Annotated in this window: 17 protein-coding genes and 1 pseudogene; 6 read left to right on the forward strand and 12 right to left on the reverse strand. The window is 59.9% G+C overall.

The genetic code is table 11. From position 1 onward, the window contains the following. Window positions 1-52 precede the first annotated feature (52 nt). Entirely contained in the window at window positions 53-2,917 is a 2,865-nt protein-coding gene (locus ACSFBL_RS33235; RefSeq protein ID WP_435520077.1) for a PAS domain-containing protein, read from the forward strand. 132 nt (window positions 2,918-3,049) lie between these two features. Here ACSFBL_RS33235 and ACSFBL_RS33240 read toward each other — a convergent pair whose 3' ends face one another. Continuing rightward, window positions 3,050-4,519, reverse strand: coding sequence for an MFS transporter (locus ACSFBL_RS33240; RefSeq protein ID WP_435520078.1), 1,470 nt, complete (start codon window positions 4,517-4,519; stop codon window positions 3,050-3,052). 52 nt (window positions 4,520-4,571) lie between these two features. Then, complete coding sequence (locus ACSFBL_RS33245) at window positions 4,572-5,693, reverse strand: MBL fold metallo-hydrolase (protein WP_435520079.1); 1,122 nt, start codon at window positions 5,691-5,693, stop codon at window positions 4,572-4,574. A 277-nt stretch (window positions 5,694-5,970) separates the two neighbouring features. Here ACSFBL_RS33245 and ACSFBL_RS33250 point away from each other — a divergent pair, with 277 nt between their 5' ends. The 5 genes from ACSFBL_RS33250 to ACSFBL_RS33270 all read left to right on the forward strand — a co-directional run bounded on the left by ACSFBL_RS33250 (window position 5,971) and on the right by ACSFBL_RS33270 (window position 9,154). Then, window positions 5,971-6,372, forward strand: a complete 402-nt coding sequence (locus tag ACSFBL_RS33250) for a DUF302 domain-containing protein (RefSeq protein WP_435520080.1) — start codon at window positions 5,971-5,973, stop codon at window positions 6,370-6,372. 155 nt (window positions 6,373-6,527) lie between these two features. Continuing rightward, the gene (gene wrbA / locus ACSFBL_RS33255) at window positions 6,528-7,130 is read left to right on the forward strand and encodes an NAD(P)H:quinone oxidoreductase (protein WP_435520081.1); all 603 of its coding nucleotides are present in this window, start codon (window positions 6,528-6,530) and stop codon (window positions 7,128-7,130) included. Window positions 7,131-7,165: 35 nt separating this feature from the next. Next, complete coding sequence (locus tag ACSFBL_RS33260; protein WP_435520082.1) at window positions 7,166-7,333, forward strand: DUF1427 family protein; 168 nt, start codon at window positions 7,166-7,168, stop codon at window positions 7,331-7,333. Beyond that, on the forward strand, window positions 7,330-7,569 hold the full coding sequence (locus ACSFBL_RS33265) for a DUF1427 family protein (protein WP_435520083.1): 240 nt from the start codon (window positions 7,330-7,332) through the stop codon (window positions 7,567-7,569). Before ACSFBL_RS33260 ends, ACSFBL_RS33265 begins: the two co-directional genes overlap by 4 nt. A 28-nt stretch (window positions 7,570-7,597) precedes the next feature. Further along, a complete protein-coding gene (locus ACSFBL_RS33270; RefSeq protein ID WP_435520084.1) occupies window positions 7,598-9,154 on the forward strand; it encodes a cation:proton antiporter in 1,557 nt (518 codons plus the stop codon). Here ACSFBL_RS33270 and ACSFBL_RS33275 read toward each other — a convergent pair. The 10 genes and pseudogenes from ACSFBL_RS33275 to ACSFBL_RS33320 form a co-directional block, all read right to left on the reverse strand. Next, window positions 9,142-9,387: pseudogene (locus ACSFBL_RS33275) on the reverse strand (hypothetical protein); the annotation flags it as partial. The gene ACSFBL_RS33270 and the pseudogene ACSFBL_RS33275 sit on opposite strands and share 13 nt — an antisense overlap. 78 nt (window positions 9,388-9,465) lie before the next feature. Continuing rightward, window positions 9,466-10,566 (reverse strand): alkene reductase, encoded by a 1,101-nt coding sequence (locus ACSFBL_RS33280; RefSeq protein ID WP_435520085.1) that lies wholly within the window; start codon window positions 10,564-10,566, stop codon window positions 9,466-9,468. A gap of 13 nt (window positions 10,567-10,579) precedes the next feature. Next, entirely contained in the window at window positions 10,580-11,599 is a 1,020-nt protein-coding gene (locus tag ACSFBL_RS33285) for an alcohol dehydrogenase catalytic domain-containing protein (RefSeq protein ID WP_435520086.1), read from the reverse strand. Continuing rightward, a complete protein-coding gene (locus tag ACSFBL_RS33290) occupies window positions 11,592-12,074 on the reverse strand; it encodes an NADPH-dependent F420 reductase (protein WP_435520087.1) in 483 nt (160 codons plus the stop codon). Before ACSFBL_RS33290 ends, ACSFBL_RS33285 begins: the two co-directional genes overlap by 8 nt. Before the next feature lie 485 nt (window positions 12,075-12,559). Further along, entirely contained in the window at window positions 12,560-12,808 is a 249-nt protein-coding gene (locus tag ACSFBL_RS33295) for a helix-turn-helix domain-containing protein (RefSeq protein ID WP_435520094.1), read from the reverse strand. A gap of 267 nt (window positions 12,809-13,075) precedes the next feature. After that, window positions 13,076-14,149, reverse strand: coding sequence for a Glu/Leu/Phe/Val dehydrogenase dimerization domain-containing protein (locus tag ACSFBL_RS33300; protein WP_435520088.1), 1,074 nt, complete (start codon window positions 14,147-14,149; stop codon window positions 13,076-13,078). Between the two features lie 72 nt (window positions 14,150-14,221). Further along, window positions 14,222-15,112, reverse strand: coding sequence for a helix-turn-helix domain-containing protein (locus ACSFBL_RS33305; protein ID WP_435520089.1), 891 nt, complete (start codon window positions 15,110-15,112; stop codon window positions 14,222-14,224). 117 nt (window positions 15,113-15,229) lie between these two features. After that, window positions 15,230-15,769: a carboxymuconolactone decarboxylase family protein gene (locus tag ACSFBL_RS33310; RefSeq protein WP_435520090.1), complete on the reverse strand. Its 540-nt coding sequence runs from the start codon at window positions 15,767-15,769 to the stop codon at window positions 15,230-15,232. Window positions 15,770-15,918: 149 nt separating this feature from the next. Continuing rightward, a complete protein-coding gene (locus ACSFBL_RS33315; protein WP_435520091.1) occupies window positions 15,919-16,134 on the reverse strand; it encodes a hypothetical protein in 216 nt (71 codons plus the stop codon). Between the two features lie 401 nt (window positions 16,135-16,535). Continuing rightward, the coding region (locus ACSFBL_RS33320; RefSeq protein ID WP_435520092.1) for a hypothetical protein at window positions 16,536-16,869 on the reverse strand (334 nt) is incomplete at its 5' end.

Below are 16,869 nucleotides of genomic sequence, written 5' to 3' on the forward strand. Positions count from 1 at the left end.
TGATCGGCAAAATGGTTCAAGCCGCTCATCATTCTGCTGATTGGGCAACGCCATGAGCGGTCTCCTGAATAGTGCGAGTGAAATCGCCGAACTGCGTCGGGCCAAGGCGGAACTGCAGGAGGCGCTCGCAGCAACTCGGAATTCGGAGGAACAGTATCGCACCATGCTTTCCGCGATTCCCACCCTCGTGTGGCGTACGACTGCGGAAGGTGCCGCCGAATTCTTTAGTCAGCGTTGGCTTGAATACACCGGGATGTCGTTCGAGGAAGCCCAAGGCAGCGGCTGGACCGCCGCCTTTCATCCGGACGATCTCGAGACGCTTTCCGCCCGATGGATGGAAATTGTGGCCTCGCAGAAACCGGGTGAAGTCGAGGCTCGGTTCCGGCGTCACGATGGCGAGTATCACTGGCACCTCATGCGGTCCGTTCCTCTCTTCGATGAGCACGGAAGGCTCGTGAACTGGTGCGGAACGAATACCGACATCGATGACTTCAAGCGCGCTGAATCCTTCCTCGCCGGAGAGAAGAAGCTATTCGAGATGAGTGCCACGGGTCACTCGCTTCAGGCGATCCTGGAGGCTGTTTGCGAAACTGCAGAAGAGCTGGCGGAGGATTCGCTGGCGGTGATTCAATTGCTGGATGACGAGGGGAAGTGCTTACGACTGGGTGCGGCCCGCAGCCTTCCCGACTTCTATAGGAGAACGATTGACAGCGAATTGATCGGACCCTGCTCCGGGTCTTCCGGCACCGCCGCGTTCCGGGCAGAAAGAGTTCTTGTCTCGGATATTGCAACCGATCCGCTCTGGACAGATTTGAAAGATTTGGCGTTAGAGCATGGCTTGCGTGCCTGCTTCTCGACTCCAATGATGTCCCCCGACGGTTCGGTGATTGGAACGTTTGCTATCTACTCTCGACAGGCACGCGAAATTACTTCACGGGAGATTCGAATTGCGGACCAGTTCACCCATCTGGCCGCCATCCTGATCGGGCGGAAGCGTGCGGACGATGAATTGCGGGCGAGCGAGGCCCTTCTTGCAGAAGGACAGCGAATAAGCCAGACCGGGACCTGGGTGTGGCAAGTTTCGACCGGCAGGATCGTCTGGTCGGAGGAGCACTGCCGCATCTTTGGTTTCAGTGGCGATCTGTTGAATGTCACATTGGCACTGTTCTTGGAGACCGTGCATCCGACCGATGTCGCAAGGGTTCAGGCGGTGCTCGATGACGCGGTGCGCCGCGCGTGCGAGTTCAGCATCGAGTATCGGATCAATTTGTCCGATGGATCGATGAAGCACATCCACAGCAGGGCGCGACCCGTTATCGGAGAGCGTGGGCAAGTTGAGCAGTTCATCGGGACGGCCATGGATATCAGCTACCGATACGAGGCCAAGATTGCTTTGGAGAACGCGCTGGCGCAAGCCGTGGCCTCCGAGGATCAACTGCGGACGCTCATCGACAATCTGCCGGGGCTCGCATGGACCGCTGGTCCCAACGGGGAGGCTGAGTTCCTGAGCCAGGGCTGGCTCAATTACACGGGCATGACATTGGAAGAAGCGCGAGGACCTGGTTGGGCCAACGTCATTCATCCCGACGATGTCGGCCTGATGGTGGAGAGGTGGCAGAGAATCATCGCGACCAAAAAGGCGGGCGAGCAGGAAGCCCGTCTCCGGCGCTTCGACGGCACCTATCGCTGGTTTTCGTTCCGTGGGGCGCCGCTTCTTGACCAGTGGGGCCATATCGTCAAGTGGTATGGGGTCAACATCGATGTCGAGGACCAGAAGCGTTCCGACGAAGAGATGCGCAGGCTGGTTTCTCTTATCGAGAACAGCACTGACTGCATCGGCTACGCTTGGTCGCCACAGGAAATCGCCTATATGAACGCAGCCTGGCGCACGCTGGCTGGATTGGATGTCGATGCGGATCTGGCCCAATATCAGATGGCAGACCTTCTCCCGGCTTCAGACTACCGTCGGTTTCTGGACGAGATCATGCCGATCCTCACGCGAGATGGACATTGGGAAGGTGAGCAGACGCTGCACAACATCAAGACGAAGATCGCGACGCCGGTACATCAGACCATCTTCTTCATTTCAGAGTCCGGCCCGGATCGCCGGATCGGCATCGCGACCATCTGTCGGGACATCACCGAACGCAAGCGCTCCGAGCAGGAGTTGCGAAGGAGCGAGGCGGATCTGCGGAAAGTCCAGTCCGAACTCGCCCACATCACGCGGGTGACCACGATGGGGGAATTGGCTGCGTCAATCGCCCATGAAGTCAACCAACCTATTGCGGCCGTGGTGATCAACGGCAATGCATGCCTGCGCTGGTTGGCCCGTGAGACAACGGATTCAAACAACATTGCTGAAGCCCGTGAAACGATTCAACGCATCATTCGTGATGGCACGCATGCGGGCGACGTGATTGCCCGGATTCGTGCGCTGTTCAAGAAATCGGAAGGCTCGAAGGCACCTCTGGATCTCAATGAGGTCATCCGTGAAGTCATTGCCCTTGCGCGGAGCGAGATGGACAAGCGGCGGGCCGTCCTCCGGCTCGAACTGACGTCCGATCTGCCGCGCGCCTTGGGAGACCGGGTACAACTTCAGCAAGTGATGCTCAATCTTATGCTCAACGGGGTAGAGGCAATGAGCGGGATCGACGATTGGCCGCGCGAGTTGGTGATCGGGACGCGCAATCTGAGTGCGGGGCAGGTGTTGGTGACCGTTCGAGACTCGGGCACAGGACTTGAATCCGGGAATGTCGAACAGCTGTTTTCTGCCTTCTTTACGACCAAACCCGGCGGGCTCGGGATGGGGCTTTCCATCAGTCGTTCCATCGTGGAAGACCATAGCGGTCGTCTTTGGGCTACGGCCAATGACGGTCCAGGCGCGACTTTTCAGTTTAGCCTTCCCGCGGAGTCCTGACGAAGTTCGGCAGTTGTCCGGCGTCTCGTCCCTGTGAGATATATGCCGGCGGGAATGGCCGAGGCATGAAGGTCGATCCCACAACGTGGAGCGGAGAATGTTCGATGTGCAAGGTATTGCGTATTCGCTCTGTCAATGTCGCTCGGCATGGCGAGAGGGCTCGCCTAGCGTCGTTGGGTCGTGCGCTGCGGTCTGAGGGCGCGTCTTGACTGCGAGGCACAGCAATGCAGTGACAAGAGACAGGGCGATCTGGCACGCATACGAGCGGCTGAAATCACCTCGAGTCGCGTCGGTTCCTCCTGCCATCAGGACGATGATGGCGACTCCAAGTACGGAACCAATCTGTCGGATCGCCTGATTGACGGCGCTACCCACGGCATACTGTTTTGTCGGAAGTCGGTTCACCGCTGCAGCCGAGAGGGATGGCAGGACCATGCCAACGCCGATTCCGTTCAAGACGACACCCGGAAGCCATTGGGTCAGGTACGCAGGGTCGTTTCCAGGAACCAACAGGAACCACAGGCTGCCTGTCGCGTGGGTCAGTGCGCCACCCACCAGGAACGGCCGATGCCCAATTCGTGCCGCGATCCTTCCTGTCACGATCGCGACCGGAATCACGAGCATGGGACCCGGCGTGACAGCCAGGCCCGCCAGCGTCAGGCTGTAGTGCCAGACCCCTGTCAGGAAGAGAAAGTATCCGAAGAACATCATCGAGAATGCCGCGCCGAAGGTGAGCGAAGCGAGGTTCACGAAGGAATAAGTTCGATTGTTGAAGAGTCCCAAGTCCACAAGGGGCGCGTTCGTGGTGCGAGCACGAACGATGAAGGCGATCAGCGAAGTGAAGCTGATCGCCATGACAAGCCCAATTTCGAATCTGCTCCAATGGGGTGCGTCCGATTGAACGATTCCCAGCGCCATCGCGCTGACGGCCACAACCAGAAGCAGCATGCCGGGCACGTCGATGCCATGGACACCTGGATTTTCCGCGTCCTTGTCGAGAAGCATGACGCCCCACCAAAGCGACAGTGCGCCAAGCGGCAGGTTCAGGTAGAAGGCCCATGGCCATCCGACGGTATCGACGACGAACGATCCGAGACTGGGGCCGACCGCCGCGGCAAGGCCTCCCACCGCACCCCACAGGCTCACCGCAACCGATCGCTTGTCCTGTGGAAATGCCCCGAGAATGAGTGAAAGCGAGGCGGGCGTGAGCATAGCTGCGCCGATCGCCTGCATGACACGCGCGGCGATCAGCCAACCCGACGCAGGCGCCAGACCGCAGGCGCCTGACGCTGCGAGAAAGACGGCAACGCCAATCAGGAACATTCGCTTGCTCCCGTGTGCGTCGGCCAAACCTCCTGCGGGAATCAGCATGCCGGCATAGACCACGGTGTACGCATTGAGAACCCATGAAAGGTCCGCTGGCGAGGTCTCGGGAAAAGTTCCCCGCATGGCTTGGAACGCCGCGAACAGCATCGTTGTGTCTATCCCGACCAGGAAGACGGCGACACTGGCGATCCAGAAAGTAGGCCAGGGTGATGCTGCCTGCGCGCGCGGTTCTCCATTGCGAGTCAGCGGAAGTTCTTCCAAGGGCTTGGTTCTCATGGCGACATACCGCACCCGATGTCCGTACTCTTTACCGGGCAGCAAGAACGGGTCAGACGTCCATGTACACAAGCTGGATGAAGAAGGCAGGGCTGATCAGGAAATCGCCGTATTTCGCGTCGAAGGGTGCAGTGGGCTTCGCAGCGACCGTTTGGGCGAGCGTCTTTCCCTGCTTCTTCAGCTTTGCGACATTACCTCGGATGGCAACCAACATGTTGCGAAACTCTATGAAGCCCGCCTGATCACTCACGTCGCCGTGCCCGGGAATGATGATCGTCCGAGGCGTGGTCGCCTTGATGATCGCGTCGGCCCAGCGGATGAGCCCGTCGATACTGCCGCCCGCACCGTTGTCGAGAAATGGATAATGGCCGTTCCACCAGATGTCCCCGACGTGCAGGATGTCCGCATTCTTGAAGTAGACCGAGATGTCTGTATCCGTGTGCCCGTTGCCATAATTCTTCATGACGATGGTTTCACCGTCGAAGTCCAGAGTCTTGTCTTTCTGGACCAACACCGTTGGAAGCGCTCCAGCCGGACTCGGTGGAAAAAAGAAACCCCATTCGATCACGCGCGTGCCTGAAGTCAGCCGCTTCAACGTGTTCTCATGCGCTACGATAGTGGCACCCTTCTCGTGCAACCACGCGTTGCTGTCGGTGTGATCCCAGTGGTAGTGGGTATTGATAAGGTACTTGAGCGGCACGGTGCCTGTACTGTCAATGGCCGCCTCGAGCTTCTTTCTCGAAACGGCAATGCCTCCGTCCACCATCAGTTTCCCGGAGGGGCCCGTGTAGACAGCGATGTTGCCGCCGGACCCAGTCAGAACGCTCACGTTTCCGCGCAGCTTTTGCACGGAGATGTCCGCTGAGGCAGCGCCCTCGTTGATGAGGAGCACGGGGGAGACGACCTCTGCGGCCGCGAGGAATGGCGTTGCTGATGCGATGACAATCGTTGCGGAGGCGAGGGCACTCCGAAGTGCCGGTACGGTGCAATTGAAAATCATGACGGTCCTCTTTGCTGGATGGGGATTGCGCGCGGCTGAACCCTTCGATTCGTCGTCGCGGTGCTCGCCGTTGACTACCGTCCCTTCACCTGCGGCCGATTCCGCTCGAAGTGATCGCCAGGACAGGGCCTCTTGCTGCACGCATCGAGTATTCGTGCCGTGCAGGTCCGGCACATCTCTCTAAGGTCGGGTGGCGGCGTGACTTCTTTGCATGCCGACATCGGTCATATGTGCCGTCGCGAAGCCGATCGACCGGGAGGGCATCGGACCTCTGGGTGATGCGCGGGTGGTCCCTCGGCGGGTAGCACCATCATCGAAGGATGCCCCATAATGACCGCGGCGGAGCGAGTTCACGATAAAGCAGGAACTCAATGGAATGAGAATTCGCACAGGTGTAAGTCGAAGGCGATGCCTTGCATTGCTGATTTCCTGCTGCAAGGAGCCCAATGCCATGACACTCGATGGACGCGATCCGGACTTGATCGAACAGGTGTGCGAGTTAAGCGTCGATCAGGCGGTTGCGCGATTGACGGAAGCGATCGTCGCCGCAGGCTTGCAGGTTTTCGCGACGATCGATCATGGCCGCAACGCCCATGAGGCCGGGCTCTCCATGCCTCCTGCCGTTCTGCTGATCTACGGCAACGCAAAAGGCGGCACGCCAATCATGCTGACGACGCCTGTTGCGGCCCTGGATCTTCCGCTTCGGGTGCTGATTCGCGAAGGGAGCGAAGGAACCGCAGTCGTCGCCTTTCGCAACATCGGCCCCGTCCTGCGTCAGGTCGGCGTGCCTGAAGTCCTTGCGGCGCGGTTGGCGCCCGCCCAGCGTTTGCTGATCGACGCGATCCGAACCTAGTCCTTCTTCTCAGTAGGAACGGCCGCCGTGCCTCGAAGGGGCAGGTAGAGGGTATTGCCTTTGCGGCTAGTCGTAGTCCCTCCAGCAGGAGGTGCGCAAGCGCGAGTCCTGGCGCACCCTTGGCGCTCGGTCAATCAACCTTCTGAAGGCGCCCTATGACAAAAATACTCGTTCTCTATCACAGCCTCTATGGTCATGTCGAACGCATGGCGCTCGCTGAAGCGGAAGGCGCGGGTGACGTGGCAGGTAGTGAAGTGATGGTCAAGCCCGTACCGGAGTTGATGTCCGATGAGGCGGTGCGGGCGGCCGGTGGCAAAACCGGCCAGCAGGCCCCAATTGCATCGCCTGAAGAACTTGGCACCTATGACGCCATCATTTTCGGAACACCGACGCGGTACGGCAACATGAGCGGGCAGATGCGTAACTTCCTCGATCAGACGGGGAGCCTGTGGATGAGCGGAGCACTCGTTGGAAAGGTGGGCAGCGTGTTCACTTCCAGTGCGACGCAGCATGGGGGCCAGGAGAGCACGATCCTCACATTCCATCCCACGCTCCTGCACCTTGGAATGGTGGTGGTGGGGCTGCCCTACGCCGAGCAGAGGCAGATGGGCCTCGATGAGATCAAAGGGGGCAGCCCCTACGGGGCTTCCACGATCGCAGGTGCACAGGGTGAGCGCAATCCGAGCGAGCAGGAACTTGGCATGGCGCGCTTTCAGGGCAAGCACGTCGCGCAGATCGCGTCCAGGCTAAAAGGTTAGTGGACCGTCTTTCGAGCAATAGACGAATGGCAGACATGTCGAACCTTTTGATCGCCTTGGCGCTGGGGCTCGGTATTGGCGCCGGATGCCGTTGGCTTGATCTTCCATTGCCGGCACCTCCCAAGATCGTCGGCGCGCTGCTCGTGGTTGCGATGACGCTCGGATTCATACTGGCCGGCCATGTGATGGGGCACTTGACATGACAGTGCCCTCTGCACAGCGCTTCAAGATCGTACTGGGCCTGATCTTGGGATTGGCGATCGGAGCGATCTGCCGAGTCGCCAACATCCCTTCGCCCGCCCCATCAGTGATGACCGGGGCACTCCTGGTGGTGGCGATGACCCTGGGTTACGCGGGCTGTGATCGGTGGCTATGCCGGGATCCGGCTCGACAGCGAGGCAATTGCGGCGGTCCTGATGGCTCTGTCAGGGGAGATTGACCGCGGTCGATGAAGCCCTAACCCCTGTATGCCTCTTTTCGAAAGCGCACTGACGCTGCTGGCAATCTCGATTCTGCTGCTCTTCGCCGCGAGGAGATTGGGCGTTCCCTATCCCGCTGTGCTCGCGCTGGCGGGCGCCTGCGCGGCTGCGTTGCCGTGGGCGCGGCCGGTCGGCATCGAGCCGCGTCTCGCGCTTGCGTTGTTCGTTGCGCCCGCCGTGATGGACTCGGCGTTCGACATGCCCCCCCGGGTACTGTTGCGCCATTGGCTGCCGCTGGTATCCCTTGCTGTGCTGCTCGTGCTGGCAACTACAGCATCAGTGGCGTGGGTCGCATGGGCACAAGCTGGACTACCCGTCGCAGCCGCGGTCGCGCTTGGTGCGATCGTGGCGCCGCCCGACACCGCGGCGGCGGCGGCGGTGCTGGACCAATTTAAACTGCCTCGGAGAACAGTGGCAGTTCTCCAAGGGGAAAGTTTGCTCAACGATGCCGTCGTGCTACTGATCTTCGGCGCGGCGATCCGCGCCGCATCCGAAACGGCGGGAAGTTGGTTCGTGGCTTTGCCTCCGCTCCTTGTCGCCGTGCCGGGCGGCGGCCTGTTGGGACTCATGGTCGGGGCCTTGTACGTCTTTCTGGTAGAAAGGTTCGCCGGCACCCTGTCGTCCATCGTCGTTCAAGTGGTCGCAACCTATGGCACATGGGTCATCGCAGAACAGTTCCACCTATCGTCCATCATCGCGGTGGCGACCCTGGCAATGGTCGTCGCGCACTTTTCGCCTTCGCGCACCAGCGCCAAGGATCGCGTCAGTGCTAACGCGGTATGGGCGACGCTTGTGTTCGTGCTGAACGTGCTGGCGTTCCTCCTTGTAGGCTTGCAGGCACGGGTCATCGTCGCCGGTCTCGAGGAAGGTGACCTCTGGTACGCGGTTCGGTTTGCATTGAGCATTCTGGCTGTCGTGGTCGTTGTTCGAATCGCGTGGGTCCTGGGCTACGTGGCTGTTGTTCAACGATTGGGTCGTCCAGTCGGGTCCAAGACGTTGGGTACGGGCGTACCGAGCATCAAGCTCGGCGTGTTGGTCTCCTGGTGCGGCATGCGCGGGCTTGTGACGCTTGCCACGGCGCTGGCGCTGCCGCCCCGCTTTCCTGGTCGTGACTTGATCGTCCTCACTGCGTTTGTTGTGGTCTTCGGCACCCTGGTGCTGCAGGGGTTCACGATCCGTCCGTTGATCGCAGTGCTAGGCATCGAGCCTGATTGCTCGCTGTATGCGGAAATGTCCAGGGTGCGCACTGCTATGCTGGACGCCGCGTTGCAAGCGTTGACCGAGGCCCGCGGAGATGCGCCTGAAGCGGTGCGCGCCGAGTACATGGCCGCGCGGGTCGCCGCGGCGGACCCGCTGCGGCCGCTATCGCCAACAATCTACGACGAACTTCACCTGGAGGCGGTTGCATGTCAACGACAGGTGCTCGATAGGTGGCGTCGCTCTGAATGTATCGATGATGATGCGTTCCACTGCCTGGAGGAAGAACTGGATCGGGCAGAGTTGCATGCAAGGAAGCGAGATCGGATTCGGCTTCAGAAGGCGTGAAAGCGGCGGGCGTGAAGGAGGGCGGTGGCAAGCAACCCGATCTCCCCTTGGGTATTGCCGGGGCCGATTGGCCCGGTCGACTTCAGAAGTCTGTGGACTGCGGCGCGGGCGGGAGGGGCGCCCCGCCAGGGCCGGACCCAACTGTGGTCGGAGCCCAAGCGGTTTGCCCCACGCCCGGGTTTGCTCCTGTCACACACACCGTCCGTGAATACAGCGCGAAGACGCGATTGCTGTGCTGCCGTGAACGCCTAAGGCGATTCACTTTGTAATTTCCGCCGGTTGTTGCCAAGGCTCATCGACTCAGCTTCTCATCAAATTGCACTCGGATAATCCGCATATCCACGAGGGCCACCCTGATAGTACGTATCCGGGTCGCCCGACGACAGCTCGATGCCTCGCTGGAAGCGTTCCACAAGGTCGGGGTTCGCGATGTAAGGAGCACCAAATGAAACAAGATCGGCAGCGCCAGAACTGAGAACAGCCTGCGCAGATTCCTCCGTCAAACCACCGTTAGCGATGATCAGGCCATCGTAGAACTTTCGGAAGTACTGAACGGTTCCACCTTCGAGCGCTTCAATTGGTGTGCCGGTCAAGTCACCAGGGGGATGGTAGAACTGCAGGTATGCGATCTTCAGCTTCGAGACCTGTGAAACCAGGTATTCGTATGTCGGCAGTGTCTGCTCTGTCGGCTGAAACTTGCCGACGCGAAACGCGGGGCTGAGCTTGATGCCGATCCGACCGGGTCGCCATTCGGAGATCATTGCTTCGAGAACATCGAGCGCAAACCGAGCCCGATTTTCGTTACTGCCGCCGTAGCGATCTTCACGCAAGTTGAAGCCGTTATGCAGAAACTCCGGAAGCAGATAGGTGGCGATTCCGTGCAACTCGACTCCGTCGAAGCCTGCTTCCCGCGCGAGCCGTGTACCACGCGCGTAATCGCTGATCGTGCGTGCGATGTCGCCGAGAGTCATCGCCTTCGGCGTTGGCGATGTCTTGAAACCAGTGGGCGTGTACACCTCCTGTTCGAGGCCGACTGCCGACGGGGCAAGAGGCAACTGGCCACCGAGAAGATCCGGATGCGAGGCCGCGCCAAGGTGGCCGAGCTGCACGAAGATCCGGCCGCCAGCGTCATGGACGGCATCTGTCACGCGCTTCCAACCTTCGGCCTGCCTTTCGTTGAATAAGCCAGGTACGTGTATCGCACCGATTGCCTCAGCACTCGGCCAGGTGCCTTCGGTCATGATCAGTCCCGCCGACGCCCGTTGGCGGTAGTAATCAGCCTGCAGAGGAATCGGAACCAGTTCCGGATTTTCCGTCCGGGCTCGCGACATCGACGCCATGACAATGCGGTTCGGCAAATCGATCTCGCCAAGCTTGATCGGCTGAAAAAGAATATCCTGGGATGAATTCATTTGCTACTCCAAATTAGAAATTGAGAAGGACGTTGCCAGTCTTTCCAGGCACTGATACTGCGTCGATTGCAGCATCGAGATCGCCCAGATCGAACTCTTGGTAGCCGTCAAAAAGTTGCGGATTAGTCCGGGCGATTTGGATTGCCGCCGCCATGTCTTCGCTTCTCACTTGCGGCGTCGTGTCTCCGTACCAGGTACCGATCGTGACGCCCACGAGTTTTAACGACTTCGACACGAATAAAGGCAGACTTGCCATTGCGCCTGCTAACGCGCCATAGAAGATGACTGTTCCGCCAATACCCAGCAGTTCAGCCACTTCGCCGAGCAGCGCGCCCCCAACGCCATCGAATGCAATCTGAAGATCACCGTCCGAAACGCTGCGGACGGCGTGCTGCCAGTCGCGCGAAGACGTGTCGATGATGTGTCCGCCCGGCGACGTCGCAACCAGTCGCTCGGCGCTTTGTCGTGAGCGGACCAGACGGATCGGCGTTTGGCCATCGGCTACTGCGAATGCGGCGATGAGTTTTGCGACCGCCGACGCCGCACCGGTAAGCAGGATGTGGTTCGACGCTGCCGGAAGTGCCCGCAGACCAGCCCGGAGGACGTGCCGCGCCGCGATCGTATTGATCAGTATCTGCGTGGCCACGCTGTCTGACAGATCATCGGGTACGGCGAGAAGACTCCCGGCTGGCACCGTCGCACGGCTTTGCCATGCTCCCGGGGCGAAGAAGGCGACGCGCGTGCCAAAAGCCATTCCGGTGCCATCGAGTGCATGCGGCGCAGCGTCCTCGATCACCCCAACGGCTTCAAGTCCCGGTACGCGACCAGCCGGAATCGCGGGAGCGTTCCGCGAATATCTCCCTTCGATGATTTGCAGATCACCAGGGTGAATGATGCTGCGAGATACGCGGACGCGCACCTCACCTGCGGAGAGCGAAGGAACGGCAACATCATCCTCGACCTGAAGCACCGCGTGCGGATCACCGAAGCCGTACTGAACGATACGTCGCGAAAGATTCGTTGAACTAGCCATCATGCGTTCCCTCCCGTTCGCCGTTGAACGCCGGAAAGGAGCGCGGCGCCGGCCACGGCAGAAAGAAGTCGTGGCCGGCGATCAACATCGTGTTGAGCGCTTTGACTACCCGCGCTCCAGGCGCGAGTGTGGCAACCAATTCACTGGAGCTGCCGCCCTGAAAATCGGCGAGCCCGTCCGCCGGGTTACCAGTGCGGAAGCCATTGGTTGGATCGATCAGAATCTGCCCCCGCCACGGCGGCAGTTCGCGCAGGACCGTTTCAACCCGAAGCCAGGGAAGAGCAAGCAGAACAACCGGATGATTCACGGCATCTTGAAGCGTCCCCGCGCTTGCCAATGGTCCAAACTCTCTCGTAAGGGATGCGAGGCTGTCCGGCCCCTGACTATTGCTGAAGAGCACGTTGTGCCCGGCATCTACAGCTTTGCGGGCAAATGACTGTGCCACCTGGCCGGCACCGATAAGACCTATATGCATGTCACGTCCTGAAAAGCACTAGATCGCGTCTTGGCCACTTCCGCGGCCAATGCCTGCGCGAATGCGAGACCAATGCCGGTTGTGCGCTTAGTCAATTCAATCTTGCATTCAAGCTTCGTTGTCAAGTGTGACTCCAGTTGTTCTCGGCCTTTACTTTCCGCTTGTCGGCGCCGTCCTCCAAACCCCTCTGGGCCGGCCGACACGTCCCTCTCTAGGGGCACGGGCGAAAGACTGCCCACATGATCGCGGCCTCCCGTGCGCCCTCGCCAGACATGATTGGCATCATCGATTTATCAACTTCTCGCTATGCGTGTCTTTTCTCGACCGGCCGAAGCCGGCACGGCAGAGCCGCACAACACTGCTCCAACGGCCACTTCTAAACAGTCCAGATCACGAGGAGGGAACAAGCGGTCGGATCGGCGCCGTCTTTAGAGAAGATGCAACGCAGTCTCCGTTTGTCTCCGTTCTTCTCCGTTCGTCTCCGTTCAGGGATACTTCGCGAGTGCGTGGCGGTCATGGACCGTGATGCACCCTCGTTGTACAAGGCCTGCAGCCTCCAACTCGGTCAAGGCCACGTTCACGCGTTGTCTCGAAACCCCGACCAGCAAGCCACGCTCCTCCTGATTGACCCGTAGAGTTGAATCGGTGTTCGAGTAAAGCACTGGATGAAAGAGACTGGCTATTCCTCTAGCCACTCGGGAGGTTGGTTCGAGCAAAAGCTCGTATTTCATCATCGCGATGAACTGGGCCAAGCCTATCGTTCAAGTGCGAGAACATGAAGTGATTGAATGGAATGCTGCATTCCAACAACCAAGAGAATGTGCTCCGTGGCAAGTGCACGGTCACCGTCGGCCGTGCCGCCATGATCTCGTACTTCCGATGCTCTCGCTTTAACAGAGGCCATTCGCCGATCCACCCGCCCGTAGCAACGCCCCGTGAACATGACAAGTTGTCCGTCTGCGGTTGTGTCCTGCACGCGGAGAGACCCTTCCAACACGCCTCTAGCGCGAGCCAGTTGCAGAGATGGCTTGATTCGCCAACCTGTCCTTAGCGATCTGCAACGCAGCTTCCTGCGTCGTCATCTTCGACAGGGCCGCCAGATCGAGGACGAACTGAACGTTCTTCGAGATGCTGTCACGCACGTGCTCCCCAGCCATCTCTTCCGGGCGATGATGGAACTCGATGCCCGACGCGTACATCAATCCCCCTGCATTCGCGATGAAGTCCGGCACGAACACGATGCCTCGCTCGGTCAATCCGTACGCCACGGTGTCGGTAGCCAACAAGTTGTTGGCTGCGCCGCAGATGATCCTGCAAGAAAGCGAACCGATGTTGTCCAGGGTCAGCAGCCCACCGAGCGCGCAGGGCACGAGCACATCACACCTTGCGTGAAGGGCCTGGTCCGGACCGAGCCATTCAGCCTTCAGCGTCGCCGCGATGGTTCTCTTGGACTCGTCGATATCGGAGAGGATGAGATGAGCACCTTCCCGCGCCAGAGTTTCGGCCAGGAGAGTGCCGATACCGCCCAGGCCGATGATGCAGAAAGTCAGTCCTGCGACGGAGTCCATGCGTAAGCTGTGCTTTATGGCCGCGCGAATGGCGCTCTCGACTCCGATAAAGGTGCCGAAGGTGGTTCCACCTGCGCCGCCGGCTGCTTTGGACCGGCCGCCGACGAATGGCGTTCTCCGATAAATGACGTCGATGTCGTTGGGACCGGTGCCGACATCGGGCGCTACAACGTAGGCGCCGTCGAGCTGGTGCACCTGGTCGGCAACGTCAAGGAGCACCGCTTCCCTGAAGTCGTCGGTCATGGTCAGGTCCATGGGCAGCGGTACGACAGCCTTTCCGCCCCCGCTGCCGTTGTTTACGGCGGCGGCCTTCATGGTCATCGCATGCGACAGCCGAAGACAGTCCGCAATGCCATCACTGGCCTGGTCGTATGGCTTGATCCGCAAGCCACCAATCGCTGGGCCCAGCCGGGTGGAATGGACGGCGATCATGACGGGAAGGCCTGAGCGTCGCCCGGCCTGGATCTGGAAATGTTCGTGGTCTGTGGGAATGAAAAGGTCGCTCATGGTCGAAAGGGACGAGATTGCCGGCAGATGCCGCCGGCCTTGGTGCGGCACGACCGAAAAACGGTCGCCTCGTCAGTCTCGCGACCTTTTGGAAACGCGGATAGAACGTTTTTGTTCTAGCGAACGTTTCCTTAGCTCGCCCGGCGTGATCCCGAGGCAATGCTTCAAGTGCCGCCCCAAGTGGCTCTGATCGGAGAATCCGGTAGCATCTGCCGCCTCGGCGATTGAAACTCCACGAGCAATCATGGCCTTCGCATGCTTGATGCGGAGAACCAGTTGATATCGATGCGGCGACAAACCGTACGTGCTGGAGAACTGGCGACAGAAGTAAGCGGGCGACATATCCGCTTCCTTGGCCAAGCGGCTGACGCTCACAGACTCTGCCCAATGCTCGATCAGCAGTGAGAATGCCCGGTTCATCGCCGGGCTTCCTGAGGCACGCGCGATCGGGCGGGGATGTTGGGACGCAAACTGTGGGAGGATGCCCGCGACCAATGCGTGCCAATCGGATTCGATCTGCAGGTCCTCCGGCTTCCCGTCGATCGAGGTTTGGACGAACGTCCTCATCAGCGCTGACAGGCGAGGAGCCGCAACCGCCTTTATTCCGACATCGAAACGACCTAGGCCAAAGTCCTGCGCACAGTCCTGAACCAGAGCGTCGGGTACATAGAACATCACATACTCGCAATCGTCAGCTCCCACGACGCGACCTGCATGTACCTCTCCCGGAGGGATGACCGAAATCTCTCCAGCGCGCACCAGATGTTGCGTGCCAACATGGGCGGACAGATCCTGCACGCCGCCCCTGACGGCACCAAAACCCCAGGTGTCGTGCGTGTGCGAGCCAAAGCGGTGCCTCCTGAAGCGCGCGCTCAGGACTTCGACCCCAGGAATGAGCCCCAGTTCGGCGAACGCTGCTTGATCGCTGTTGCGAGCGGGGGTAGAAGAGGGGGCGGAAGTCATCGGGCGAGCTCTGGCCTGACCATTTTTGCACCTTCTTGCCAACCGGCTCGCCGCAAAGTGGCAAGTCACCGAAACGGTGGGGTAATTGGCGCTTCTGTGCTCGCCGGGGACGCGTTTTCAATCCGCCCGTGGGAAGTCCAAGGTCGTATCGTTTGCCCGGTTCAGCATGTTGGTGAACAGGATCGCGCTGACCGCTGCGATCGTTTCCACAATCTGGCGATCGCTGTAGCCTGCACTGCGAACAGCATCGACCGCGTCGGCAGGCAGTGTGCCGCTGGTCTTCGCCATGCGCAGAGAGAATCGGACCAGAGCGTCGATCTTCGGGTCCTCGGCGTAGCTACCCGAACGCAGCGCCTTCATCTGCGCGCCGGTGAATCCAGCCGCCTTACCGGTGAGCGTGTGGGCGGCCACGCAATAGTCGCAGCCGGAGTCCTCGCTGATGGCCAGATTGATCGCCTCCAACTCCTGCTTGCTGAGGGCTGTCTTCGATTGCAGCAGTTCGTTGGTCTTCAGAGCTTGGGCCAGAAGGGCGGGTGAATTGCTCCCGAGCGTCGCAAAGGCGTTCGGTACCTTGCCGATGGCTTTCTTGATGGCTGCAAACATCTCGGCTAGTTCTCCGGTTGCATCGTTGACGTTCATCGTGTGAAGACGGCTCATGTTGCTACTCCTTGGAATGGGTGCTGTGGGATGGTGTGACAGGCCTATTTGGGGGGCGTGCCAATTGTGATGACGCGTCTTTCGACCGACATCGCGCTTGCGGCCGGCCATGGCGTGCCTCCTCTGGTAGGAGGCACGCGTAAAAGCAGTCACGAGACTGCGATCGCGACCGGTTCCGAGAGTTCGTGGCCAACCATGACCCGCGCATAGAAGTAGTTCAGTCTTGCGCGCTCGCTGAGCGCGTCCAGATTCACATGTCCTCGGGCATCGCAGGGAAAGACATAGCCGCGGCCGGCATTGAAGAGATTGACGAAGCGCAGTTCGTAGCAGGAACCGCACGCGCATGGATGGGATGAATCGTCCATTCGTACCTCCAGGGGTAGGGCAAGGCATTCCGCTGAGCTAACAATAGTCCGCGTCTCGCGAGATGTGCAGAGCCTGAAGCTCGATCTCGAGCTGACCCCTGTGGCCGATCGGAACTCCTCGATGATCGGCGAACTGGCGCTTTGGCCCTTAAGAGGGCCTGACACCACGCTCATGGGAATACGGCCGCACCGCCTTTTTGACGGATGCGCGGCACTCTTTGGTGCGGCATCCTTTTCGAACATGAAGAAGACCATGACCTCATCCTCAAGCTTCCATGCGCCCATGGCGGCTGTGGCGCGCTTTCGCCGTCGATCGTCCGCCGCAGCAGCTCACCGTCATCGAATTTCGTCGTCATACATTGGCCGACTTCAATGGCTCTTCAGCGGCGTTCGGCCGATCGTCACGGGGAAGGAATCACGATGAATGACATTGCATCAGGGATATCCGCGGCGTATGAAGCGAGAGGCGCGCACGGGCGAGCGGTTGGCGTCTTGCGGTCCGCAACGCGCGCAATGGCTAGGTTCCGCGAAGCGCCGGAAAGCTCTTCCGAACGAATGCGAAATGCGTTCAGCACGACCGGCGGAATAGTGAGTTCGGACGCTCTGAGCATTCTTCTGTGCGTATTTCGGCGAACGTGACCGATGATTTCGGGAACGTGACCGATGTCGGTCGGATGCTGGGTTGCGCGGAAGAGATTGTAGGGATGAGGTTGATTTGAAGGGCTGAAGTACCTC

The organism is Variovorax glacialis (assembly GCF_051216375.1).
Classification (GTDB): domain Bacteria; phylum Pseudomonadota; class Gammaproteobacteria; order Burkholderiales; family Burkholderiaceae_C; genus Variovorax.